The 12,230-nt window shown below is 58.2% G+C and carries 6 protein-coding genes; 2 read left to right on the top strand and 4 right to left on the bottom strand.

What is annotated here, in order from left to right; all coding sequences use genetic code 11:
• Nucleotide 1: 1 nt before the first annotated feature.
• The 4 genes from ACQY7U_RS06085 to ACQY7U_RS06070 all read right to left on the bottom strand — a co-directional run bounded on the left by ACQY7U_RS06085 (nt 2) and on the right by ACQY7U_RS06070 (nt 7,481).
• On the bottom strand, nt 2–1,360 hold the full coding sequence (locus ACQY7U_RS06085; RefSeq protein WP_428642883.1) for an HlyD family type I secretion periplasmic adaptor subunit: 1,359 nt from the start codon (nt 1,358–1,360) through the stop codon (nt 2–4).
• Complete coding sequence (locus ACQY7U_RS06080) at nt 1,357–3,576, bottom strand: peptidase domain-containing ABC transporter (RefSeq protein ID WP_428642882.1); 2,220 nt, start codon at nt 3,574–3,576, stop codon at nt 1,357–1,359. Before ACQY7U_RS06080 ends, ACQY7U_RS06085 begins: the two co-directional genes overlap by 4 nt.
• Nucleotides 3,576–5,210 (bottom strand): ABC transporter transmembrane domain-containing protein, encoded by a 1,635-nt coding sequence (locus ACQY7U_RS06075; RefSeq protein WP_428642881.1) that lies wholly within the window; start codon nt 5,208–5,210, stop codon nt 3,576–3,578. Before ACQY7U_RS06075 ends, ACQY7U_RS06080 begins: the two co-directional genes overlap by 1 nt.
• Nucleotides 5,211–5,339: 129 nt before the next feature.
• Nucleotides 5,340–7,481 (bottom strand): hypothetical protein, encoded by a 2,142-nt coding sequence (locus ACQY7U_RS06070; RefSeq protein WP_428642880.1) that lies wholly within the window; start codon nt 7,479–7,481, stop codon nt 5,340–5,342.
• Nucleotides 7,482–7,727: 246 nt separating this feature from the next.
• Between ACQY7U_RS06070 and ACQY7U_RS06065 the strand changes: the two genes are divergently transcribed.
• Both ACQY7U_RS06065 and ACQY7U_RS06060 read left to right on the top strand, forming a co-directional pair.
• Nucleotides 7,728–8,312: a peroxiredoxin gene (locus ACQY7U_RS06065; protein WP_428642878.1), complete on the top strand. Its 585-nt coding sequence runs from the start codon at nt 7,728–7,730 to the stop codon at nt 8,310–8,312.
• A gap of 507 nt (nt 8,313–8,819) precedes the next feature.
• Nucleotides 8,820–11,729, top strand: coding sequence for a hypothetical protein (locus ACQY7U_RS06060; RefSeq protein ID WP_428642877.1), 2,910 nt, complete (start codon nt 8,820–8,822; stop codon nt 11,727–11,729).
• Nucleotides 11,730–12,230 lie beyond the last annotated feature (501 nt).

Below are 12,230 nucleotides of genomic sequence, written 5' to 3'. Positions count from 1 at the left end.
GTCACCTCTCCCCAAAGGCAGACGTGAGCGTGCGCTGCAAGGGGGTCAGAAGATACTGAAGGGCGGTCTTTTGCCCTGTGATGATGTCTGCCGTTACCTCCATGCCGGGCAAAAGCAGCGCCCCCGGTGCCTTTTTCAAACGCTGGTTTTCGAGTTGTAGCCGGACCAGATAGTAGGAGCGGCCGTCCGTGGACTGGAAAGAGGACGGCGAAATACTTTTTATATGCCCGTCAAGCCAGCCATACCTGGTGTAGTCGAAAGCGCTCACCTTTACATGTGCCGTCTGGCCGGTTTTGAGATATCCGACCTGACGGGCGGGGACTTTGGTTTCCGCCAGAAGCGGCTTGTCGAGAGGAACGATGACGGCAAGGTCTTCTCCCGGCTCAACCACGGCGCCGGCGCCCTTCACCTGAAGGGATTTCACGACACCGCGTATGGGGGCCTTGACGCTCAGGCGCTGCCTGCGGCCATTCTTCTTGCGGATCGTCCCTTCAAGGGCCGTCAGGGCGGCTTCGATTTCCAGGACGCGTTGGGCAATCACGGCCTTTTGCGCCGCCTCGAAACTGGCTTTCTGGTGTTCCACTTCTTCACTGCGGGCGATTGCGGCGCCCTCCCGTCCGAGCAGGGCTGCCAGTTCGGCATCTGCTCTCAGCCGAAGGCGCCGCTTTTCAGCGTATTGAACCTCCGTCACCACACCCTTGGTAAACAACTTTCTGTAGCGCTGTTCTTCCTTGATGGCGTGGCTCTGTTCTTCCCGCGCACCGGTGAGTTGCGCCCGGACCGCGTCGAGCGAGAAACGGGCTTCACTGATCTGGCTGTCGAATTCCCGCCGTTGCGCCATAAGGGAGAACATGGCGGCGTTGTAGGCATTCAGGTTGTTGATGCGCTCCATGGCGAAGTTGTTTGAAATGAAGCTGAAGTCCGGATCCCGCTGGTCGGCGAGGGCCCGCTGGGTTTCCAGTTGGCCTTTCAGGTCCATTCGCTGACGTTCCAGCGTTTCGCCGTCCTCCAGGGTCGAGGCGTCGCGGAGAGTTAGGAGGATCGTGTCCTTTTCGATTACGTCACCCTCGCGGACATGAATGTCCTGAACGATGCCGCCTTCCAGGTGCTGCAGGGTTTGTTCGAAATCCTGGGGGATCAGCGCGCCTGTTGCGACGGAAACTTCATCGATCGAGGCGAAGGCTGCCCAGGCAATGGCAACGAAAACCGCGGAAGCCGCCGCCCGGCCGACCAGTCTTGCGTATCTTGCCGGAATACGTTCCTCGACAAGGGCTGGACGCCCCACATCGTCGGCCAGGACGAGGCCGGAAGGGAAGTTTGCGCGGACCATTTTTCGGTAGAGCCGGAGAACCCCTATCATGCAGACCTCACCATTTTGCCGTCCGGTTTTGAAACGATCGGGATTTTGCCGTAGCGCAGGGCGATGATCCTGTCCGCCTCGGCGAGGAAATCGGAGCGGTGACTGACAAAAAGGACCGTCCTTTTGCCATGCATTTCCCGCAGCAAACGCTGCAGGAGCAGACCTGTTTCTCCGTTCATCAGCGAATTGGGCAATTCATCGATCAGCACCAGCCGGCTGTTGACCAGCAGCGCCTGCGCAAAGGCAAACCTGTAACGGAAGTCGTTGTTGAAATTCGCCTCGATCCTGGCATGAATGGGTTGATCCAGACCGTCCGGCAGTTCCGCAATCGTCTGTGACAGCGAGACCCTTTCCAGAATGTGACGCATCTGGTCTTCAGTTGCCATCGGATTGGCGAACGCAAGGTTCTGGCGCACGGTCCCGGGAAAGAGGCGCGGTCTTTGCGGGACGTAGGAGATACGCCGGCGCAGTTCCGTAAGTGGCAATTGGCGCAGATCGACTCCGTCAAGGCGGATCGTTCCAAGGGGCACGTTCTGCATTCCGAGGATCAGTTTCAATATGGTGGATTTGCCCGTGCCATTGGCGCCATGAATGCCGATCGTCTCACCCGGCCTGATCTCCATATCCAGACCAACGAAAACCGGCCGCGTGTCGGAGGCCTTGAAACCCACGTTGACCAGGCTGAGACGGCCCCTGACTGGTGCAATATGGTGGCTCTCACGGTCTTCCTCGCTCTCCGCGGCAAGATCCATCAGCGAGTTCGTCTGCTTCAGGTTCCGGCGGATTTGTTCAAATCTCTGCACAGTCAGGCAGATTGTATGGAAAGGGAGCAGGGACCTGAGCGTCAGGATCGTTATTGCCAGAAGAACCGATCCTCCAATCTCACCGCTCCAGACAAGATGCGCACCGCCTGCAAGAACCCCGATGATCGAAACCGTGAAGGTGAATGTCGAGGCCAGTTCGGCCCTCAGGCCCACCAGACGCAGGTTCATTTGTGAGCGTTGTTCGCGCTTGGCCGCAACACCAATACGTTTTGCCCATGCGCCTTGCAGGCCGTTGTCCCGGATGGTCTGAAGCTTTTCCAGGGTCTCGATGGCAAGCCGCTGGCTTTCCGTCGCGGCGTCGGCCGCAATGCTGGTCAGGACACTGGATTTTCTGAGTGACAGCAGGAATATGGTTGCAAAACATGCGACGGCGACAAGGGGAATGATGATGATCTGAGGCGCAAGCAGACCGACAAGCAGCAGTCCGGTGATCGATACGGGCAAGTCGATTACGGACGCAAAAGCCGGGCCGGTGATAAAATCCCGGACGCTTTCGAAGGACCGCAGCCTGGCAGCCTGTCCCGTTGGCAGGGCGCGTTCGGACAGGGCAGGGGAAACCTGCAGGATTTTCCAGAAGGCAGAAGTGCTGATCAGAAATTCGAGCCGGTTGGCCGCATATGAGATGATTTCGGCACGGCGCTGAAGGAAATAGGCATCCAGTAGCGTGAGAAGGGCCAGTCCGAGGATCAGGTCCGGCATTCTCGCCAGATCGCCAAGGCCGATCACTTGACCGAAAAAGGCGGCAATGAAGAGCGGCATGGCGATGCTTGTCAGAGAAAGCAGGGCACTGACGATCAGGAGAGACCGCATAACACCCTTGAAACGGGAGAAAATCGCACGCACCCATGAGTGTCCGGTGTGACCCCGGGAGGTCGCCGAAACCGGATTGTGGTCACTGTCGAACTCGAAGCTCCACACCTGCGCGTCCAGGTCCGCCAGTTCCTCTCGGGAGACGGACCGAACGTTGCCACGAGGGGTGATCGCGAGCCAGTTGTCGTCGCTTGGAACCAGAGCAGCGAGGCCCCGTTTTCCGCACACTAGCACCGGCAGTTGCTTTTCCGTTTTCGCAAGCCAGGCGGGGGTTCTGCTCGTCACGAGAAAACCGAGATTAGCCATGGCCGACAACAAGCTATCCGCCTTGCCGTCAAGACGCGAGATCGGAATGGCACCCAAGGCTTTTTTCAATGGAAAGTCACGGCCGGAACTCAAGGTCAGCGCGCTGAAAAGGCGGCTCGCCTCCATATCGTTGTTATAGGTGGCGATCACTTTCGCCACGGCATCAATGCCCTGGCGAAACGTTGCATGACGCTTGGTCGGGCTCGTCTGCGCCCCGGAAGAAGGGCCACCAGCCATTTCCCGTCGAAGCCGGGCCTGGAGCGTGCGTGCGTCCATCACAGTCTCAGGCTCCTGTATGCTGAAATCTGACGTTCGGTCCGCGACATATCTGCGGAAAATCCGTGCTGGGTCAGGATCAGGCTGCGTTGAGCGCCGCTTGTCAGATTGAGGTCGTCGGACACGATCATGAGCGTGACCTGTCCCTGAAGGCGGCCGAGGAAACGTTGCAGGCGGTCATATCCCTGCCGGTCGAGCCCCCGGTCGATGTTGTGCAGCAGCAGAATTCTGGGGCGCAGGGCCAATGCCCTCAAGATGGCGAGCTGCTGGCAGAGCCCGGCGGGAATATTTTCGTTCAGTTCTCCAGTCAGCGGAGTATCGACCCCGCGGGGGAGCTCGGAAAGCGGGCCGTTCAAGGACATCATGCCGGCCACCAGCATGGCCTCGTCGAGTGACACTTCGCCGAAGCGGGTGATATTGTCCCGGATGGTACCCTTGAACATCCGCGCCTGAGGCGGGACATAAGCGACGCACCTGTTGAGGAGCTGCTGGTCAACCATGCTGATATCGGCCCCGTTGATCAGTACCCGGCCTTCCATGGGGTCGCTGATCCCGGCGAGGCAGTGCAGAAACTTGGTTTGCGCGACTTCTCCGGCCCCGGAAATGGCGATGGTTTCTCCGGGTGAAAGGTGCAGGCTCATGGGGCCGTAGTGGGCCTGTTCGTTTCCATGCTGGGAAATGAACTCCAGGTCTTCGATATCCAGACGGCCTTCGCCATCCATTTCGGCCCTGCCCACCTTCAGCTCCAGTGCGCGGCGCGGCGTCAGGGCGAAGGCTTCTGAGAGTGTGGTTTCGGCTTCGCACATGTCGCGGGACTGGATCAAAATGAATACGGCGCGCTGCATCGGGCCGACAAGTCGGCCGCCGAGCAGAATGATCGCCGCGACCGCGCCGAGGGTCATGTTGCCGTTTGAGGCCGAATAAGCGCCGTAGGCGAGGGATACGCCGAGGATCACCTGGTTGATCAGGACGGTGCCGTTCATCAGCTTGCTGGCGGCGTTGGAGGCGGTAAGGCTGGTGCGGGCTATGTCGGCCTGGATGGCCTCGTAGCGCCGTTGAATATAGTCCTCGATTGCAAGCGCCTTCAGCGGATGAATGGACCCGAGTACGGACAGGAGAAAGCGGTAACGGCGTTCCGTCTTCCTGTTCAGACGGTTGGATGTTCTTTGCAGCCTTGTCGCCTGTTGCAGGGTGAACCAGACGCCTGCCGCCAGGCAAAGGGTGACGAGGACGCCGGAAACAGGGGAAATATACAAGATCAGCAGAAGTATGATCGGCAGGAACATGAGTTCGAGCATGGCGACCAGTGTCTGGCCACTCGATTTTTCAGCAACTTGCGAAATCCGTGTGAAATAGTCGAGGCTTCGCGCCGATCCTCGCTCGCCCGGTTCGAAACCACTGCGTACAAGCTGGCTGAACAGACGGGTGGTCAGAGCGGCCGAACGCACGCCGATTCCGTTGTAAAGGGTATAAGACCTGCAAAACCTGAGGCAGGCTTCCAGGCCGGCCAGAACGGCACCACCTGCAACGATGACAGGTAGTGTCGCGGAGTGGGGGTTTGGCAGAATCCGGTTGAATACCAACTGTGCGGCGATCGGAACAGTGAGGCCCAGAATATTCAGGGCCACGGTCATGATAAGGAGATCGCCAACGGGTGCGTCGGCGTTCCTTACCTTGTTGAATGACCCTTTTCCAAGATCCATCAAGCTACCCCACACATTTGCTTCCGGTTTGGATCTGTCCCCCGTATTTCCTTGCTGGTATCAGCCCAGCAGACCTCCTCCTCCAAGCAGCGAACCGCCCAGGTCTCCAAGCGTGTCGGTGGTGCTGTCGATCGTGCTGTCGGTTGTCAGCGAGCCGTCATCGGTGAGAGTTCCCGTGTCACTCGTTGTGTCGCCGCTGTCCAGCAGGCTGAGTTCATCAAGAGTAACGTTGCCGTCGCTGACCGTATCAGCGCTGTCGAGGAGGCCGCTTTCCGTGTCTGCAGTCAGGGACGTGTCTTCAACCGAGCTTGTGGTATCGCCCAGGAGGCTGTCGATTTGCGTCTGATCGGTCAACGTATCGTCCACGGTTTCATCGAGCACGATTTCATCGCCGCTACTCAGGAGGTCCGTGGTGTCGGTCAAGGTGGAATCCAGGCTTGTATCGGCGCTCAACAGATCATCGACCGTGTCGGTGAGCGTTGTGTCGGTGAGCGTTGTGTCGGTGTCCGTAGTCGTGTCACCGCTGGTCAAGGATGCGGAGGTGTCGCCCGATGTCGTCTGGTCGTCTGTGGATGAGAGGCTGGCGTCGAGGCTGACATCGGTGAGCGTGTCCGTGGTGTCGGTCAGCAGTGTGTCGGCATCCGTAGTCGCGTCGACATCAATGTCGATGTCCGTACCAAGCAACTCCTCCACGGGGTCATAGGTCACGTCGGCATCGACGACCGTTTCTTCCACGAGCGGGGTGTCCGCGATTGCATCGACCGTAAGATCCGTGTCGCCTTCCTGGGGCGTGCTGTCATCCGCGCTCAGGAGAGGATCTAGCAGGGAGCCGGAAGCCTCGGTTACGGCATCGGTGATCGTATCTGTGGTTTCGACGATTGTGTCCGTTGTGTCGGACAATAGGGTGTCGGCGGTGTCCAGCGTTTCGTCAACGCTGCCCGTCAAGGTTTCCGTCGTACTGTCCAGGGATGTGTCCAGATCCACGACGGCATCGACGTCAGCATCGATATCAGTGCCGAGAAGATCTTCAACCGGATCGAGCGTGACGTCGACGTCGGCAACGGTGTCGTCAATCAGGGGGGCATCAGCGAGTAGGTCCACCGTCAGATCCGTGTCACCGTCCTCGGACGTGCTGTCGCCTCCACCCAGAAGCGGATCCAGCAGGGATCCGGCGTCGCCGAGCGTGTCGTCGACTGTATCGGTCAGAGTGTCCGTGACGTCTTCCACAGTCGTCTGAAGATCGGCCACGACATCCACATCCACGTCGATGTCCGTATCGAGCAGGTCTTCGACAGGGTCGAGGGTGACGTCCAGGTCGGCCACGACATCTCCAACCAGCGGAATATCCGCGATCGCGTCCACGGTCAGATCGGTGTCGCCGTCTTGGCCGGTGCCGCCGCCAAGCAAAACATCCAGCAGTGAGCCGGCGGTGTCTCCAAGCACGCCGTCAATGGTATCCGTCAATGTGTCCGCGACGCCGTCGACCGCCGCTTGCAAGTCGGCGACGAGATCCAGATCGGCATCAATGTCCGTATTGAGCAGGTTTTCAACGGGATCAAGGGAGACATCGATATCCGCCACGACGTCATCCAGGACCGGCACGTCCGCGACCACGTCGACAGTCAGGTCGGTGTCGCCGTCAGAACCTTCACTTCCGGGGGGAATGTCGTCTCCGCCTCCACTTGTAGGGTCGCCGCCGGAGTTGTTGCCCGAACCGGTTGTTTCGTCGGACTTGCCGGTCGCAACAGCAGTTTCAAGGGCGGAAGAGGAGGAGGGGGCTGAAAATGTGGCGCCGATACCAGTATGCCCACCGGTTATTCCCGAACTCTCGGCTTCCGAATATCCGGCAGTGCCGTCTGCATGTGCATTTTCGGCTATTTCGTTTGAGGAGCCGCGAAGGTCTGCAGGCGTCACCGTGAACGGCTGTGATACGCCGGCGGCCTCAGGAGCGGAGGTGACCGTGTCCTCGGATGACCCGTGAGAAACTTCAGCTGCTCGCGGCGAAGCGCTGCTGGAGATGGACGTAATATCCGATTGGGCCCCATCGCCGCGAACCGCGGCTGCTCCCAATTCCGCCGTTTCAGCGTCACCACCGGTTGTGTCCTGGCCTTTTGGGCCGGCGAAACCGTTGAGTGCCGAGAATTGGTCGATCGCCTCGTAGAGCTTTGCCTCGAGAGCGTTGGGAATATTTTGAGCAGCCATCTTTTCCTCCAACAGAAAGCACTGTCGCAAGAAAAGTATAGCAAACGATTAACTTACCGGTACTTTCACTTGGTGGTGAAGTAAACAATCCATTTAAACTAACAAATATTAACGTATTGCCCTTGGGTATGACTTGTAACATCTTTTATTGGTAAAACTTACCATGCGTTATGTAAAGATGCACAGCGATCCCAATGGTCCATGCCGCATTTCAATCGTGGGTTTTGGTCCTCCCGGAAATTCCGAATGATTGCCCTGTCTCAACAGAGGCTGCATGTTACTTCTTCGAAACATTGCAGGAGAACGTATTTGACCCAGGATCACATTGCCTTGGCTTTGACCGGGAAATCTGTTCCCGATCTTTCGTTGCAGGCAACGGATGGCAACGAAATAGATCTGGCCAGGTTGGAGGGAACAACTGTCCTATACGCCTTCCCGCGCACCAGTCCGCCGAACGAGCCACCTATCGAGGGGTGGGACCAGATTCCGGGAGCGCGGGGCTGTACACCACAGTCGAGAGGTTTTGCGGAACATCACGACGCAATCCTCCTGGCCGGTGCCAGACGCGTTTTCGGACTGTCTACCCAGGATACCGACTATCAGAAGGAAGTCGTGGAACGTCTGTCCTTGCCGTTTTCGATTCTGTCTGATGAACAACTGGCGTTTGCCGATGCGCTTGGGCTTCCTCGATTTGAGGCGGGCGGCATGACGCTACTGAGCCGAATTACGCTTGTCATCGAAGATGGACGCGTTCGAAAAGTGTTTTCACCGGTTGAAAACCCGGCAGAAAATGCTGCCGAAGTCGCGGCTTTCCTTCGGAGCAGGTGCTAGGGGGAAAAATATAAAAGTTCAGGTCGCTCGGGAAAGGACAGAATTCAAAGTTAGTGAAATTGAAAACCGCACCTGGAGTACGCTCCTTAAAAGCTGAAGCATCTGACCGGAGCTGTTTCGTCTGCTGGCATGTTGGGAGACGCGCCGTGGTTTTGCAGCGTTCCACCGCTTTCCGGATGCATCGCATCGCGCTGCTCGACGCGCCTAGCCGTGCGACCTGCTTTCCCTCATCAAATGCCCTGACATTTCCGGAAAGTATTCCAGGTAGCGTGGCAATTCGGCTTCAAGGCGTATCCACCTGAAACATCTTGCTGCTGAGGGGGGAGATAATTGCCTTTCCTTATCAGACCTTTCCCCGGATTGGTCTTCTTGCAAGACACAACCAGAGCGGACATACTTCCCCTTCGTCAGCCTTGGAGGGGTAAGCCGTTGTTTCGTTCCTGTGCCGCCGTCTTCCTGCTTCTCCTATCTGTGAGCTTCTCGCTGGCGCAGTCGGACACGGCATCGATGCCGCTTCCCTCAGAATTGCCTTTGCTTGAATACCAGGCACAACTCTACCCCTTTGTTGCAAATCGCACTTACGCAAAGGAAGGCTGGATACGCGACAAGAGCTGGCGCGATACCGGTCCTTTCGTGCTTGGCACATCCTATGGCGTTCATCCGGCGGTGCGGATCTATTATTCGCCCGGGGTGGTCACCTGGCTTGAAGGCGAGCGAAAGGGAACCATTCCCGACGGAGCTATGATCATCAAGGAAATGGCAACACCTCCAGCGGCGCGTTACGTCGAATACCGCGATATGCTGGCGTCCCTTCATCCCGGAGATCCGGAACGGGTGGAAGGCGAAATGCTGGATTTCCTGCGCAAGACCGGGAGGCTCAGCTGGACCGTGATGGTCAAGGACAGCGCGGTGTCTCACGGAGGCTGGTTCTTCGCGTCGGTTGAACAATCCGCCGAGGTAGACAGTTTCAAACCGCCGTTTTCTCCGCCCTCAGGCCAGGCCGGCGACGGCATGTGCATGCGCTGCCATGCGTCTTCGGCGGCGGAGCTCACCTTCTCTGCACTTGAAAACATTCAAGGTTATACGGGCGAACCGCTGACATTCCGCGTGGACGAAAGCTGGCGGAACATAGAGGGTTTCCCTTCAGGGCCGTTCAATCTGCCAAAAGTACAACGTCCGGCAGAGGGAAAGAGCGCGACAGCTCTGATCCAGGATTTCTTTCATAACGACGACGCGTTTGACCGGTCCAACGCCAAGGCCGCTCCTTCGCCCACGGACATCAACCCCGACTTTGCAAAGATGTTTCCGCCGACCGGTGGCATCGCCGTGCCTGCAAACAAGGTGCAAACGTTGCCGAGTGAATGGCTGGATCATGTTCCATCCCGTCCGGGCGGCCCGCAGCACTTCCTCACGTCCGACAATTGCATCGGTTGCCATGGCGGTCTGGGTGGTCCGCCCTATGGCACTACGATGTTCCTGCAGACCGGCCCGAATTACGGTGACGGCTACAACATTTCGGAATATGGCGAATGGCGCTGGTCACCGATGGGGCTGGCGGGACGCGATCCCATTTTCTTCGCGCAGCTTGAAAGCGAATTCGCGCTGCTGGAAGCCGCCGGGGCTGGGGAGCTGACTTCCAACCTCGGCACGACGTGTCTGTCCTGTCACGGTGCCATGGGGCAGAGGCAGCTTCAGATCGACGCTCATGCAAACCCGCACGCGGGGCTCGATCCGAACGAATTCAAGGTGGACTACACACTCTTGCACGCACCACTGACAAAGGCGGAGGAAGAAAAGCAGAAAGCAGACGGAACCTACGCCTATAACCAGTACGGCAGCCTTGCGCGTGAAGGCATTTCCTGTGCCGTTTGCCACCATATCGCGCCGCCTGAACGGGCAGAAGGCCAGCCGCACTACAACAAGCTTGATACCTATCTGATGAACGGAACGACCGGTGTTTTCCGCCTGACCGGTGCCGACCGCCTGATCGGGCCATATGACAATGTTCGGCAAAAACCGATGAAGAGTGCCATGGGCATTGCGCCGGTTCGTGACGGCTACATCAAGGATAGTGAGCTTTGCGGGGCCTGCCACACGATCAATCTGCCCAATGTCGATGCCGACAAGGATGAGCCGCTGGAAGGTTATACCGCGGCGGACCAGGCGGTCTTCAACCAGGCAGCCCGAAACGGTTCGGAGTACCTGAAGGCCGAATTCGGGGTGACCTTCCCGAAGGCGCTGACGGAGTTTCAGCATTCGGTGGAGCAGGCGACTTATCTGGAATGGGTCAACAGCATCTACAGCGAAGATGCGACGAAGAAAACGTGTCAGCAATGCCACATGAAATCGGACTTCAGGAGCGTTGACGGCAGCCTCTCGGTACCTTCGATCACCACGCAGATCGCCGCGATCCAGGATACGACGCTGCCGGATGTGGCGAACCGGCTGCCGCAGAAGGAAATCGACGTGCCATTCCGAGAAGACTATCGGCGGCATAACTATGTCGGGCTCAACGTCTTCCTTGTCGAGATGCTCCGGCAGTTCCGGGCCGAAATGGGGCTGAGTCGGACGGACCCCATGACCTATGCCACCAACGGCGCGCAGCTTTCCATTGACACAATGGCCTTGCAGGCCGCCGAGGAAACGGCGGATGTGGCGCTGGATCTGAGGGAAGGTTACGGCGGGCTTGTCGCCAAGGTGAGCGTGACCAACAAGACCGGGCACCGGCTGCCGTCCGGTGTCGGGTTCCGCCGGGCATTCCTTGAAGTCCGGGCCGTCGGGAAAAACGGCGAGACGCTCTGGTGTTCGGGCTGCACAAATGGGGCAGGGGTCATCGTGGACGATACCGGCACTGCGCTGCCGACCGAGTTTCTGGATGTCGTGCCTGAGGGCAAAGAGACAGCGCTCTACCAGCCGCACTATCGGGTTATCACCGATCAGACCCAGGTGCAGATCTACGAGGAGCTTACCCAAAACGCTGAACGGGAGTTCACCACGAGCTTTGTGCACCGCGTTTATCATCCAAAGGACAATCGGCTCACGCCGCTTGGTGCACTGGTTCCGGGGACATCGGAGTTCCAGAAGAAATTCGGCGACAGCGAAGTGACATCGGCCTTCATGAAAGCGACGCTGCCGGAAGGCCGTGCGGCCAAAGACCCTGATTTTGTTCCCGGGTCCGACCGGTTGGAATACCGCATTGCGTTGCCCGAAGGGATTAACCCCGAACACGTCACTGTCTCGGCAACGCTCTATTCGCAGGCAATACCACCCTATTACCTGAAACAGCGCTTCACCATTGCACCGGACGGACCGGCCACGCAGCGCCTCTATTACCTTGCCAGCAGGCTCAAAACAGAGGGGACCTTGATCGAGGATTGGAAGCTCGCGACGGCTTCGGCCTCCGCAGCACTGCAATAGCAAGCGTTAAAGGGGCATAAAGAAGCGATCAGCCCCCGATCCGGATGGGTGGCGTTTTTCGGGCAGCGGCCACGAGCCAAGTGCCGTATCTCCACAAGGCCTTCGGACCGGTACCGGGCGAGCAAAAGATGGGCATGATGCCTGGACATGTACATCAGGTTGGCAGCGGTAGTGACGCCGATGTACCCGTCATCGAACAGGGCTGCACTTCGATCCGATTCAAGTCACGTTCGCTCGTCAAAACCCACCTCATGCTCAAACACCCGACAATCCAATGGACGCGGGGAGCGTGACATTTTTGAATCGCACACGTGAGACAGTCCAGTCCGGCACTTGCAGTCGAAATACGCATAATCAATATTATGGAATATAAATAGCTGGATGAATTTGGTTGCTAACACAGGCCGTTAGCCGCGCCTGGTTTGCGCGTCGCTTGTATGCCTGTGCTAGCGATGCCGTTACGGCCATGTCACGATTCTTAAGATCGCAGCCGGATTTTTC

This window comes from Roseibium sp., from assembly GCF_050301095.1.
Lineage (GTDB): Bacteria > Pseudomonadota > Alphaproteobacteria > Rhizobiales > Stappiaceae > Roseibium.
The sequence above is the reverse complement of the archived record's forward strand: the minus strand, read 5'-3'. Positions and strand labels throughout refer to the sequence as shown.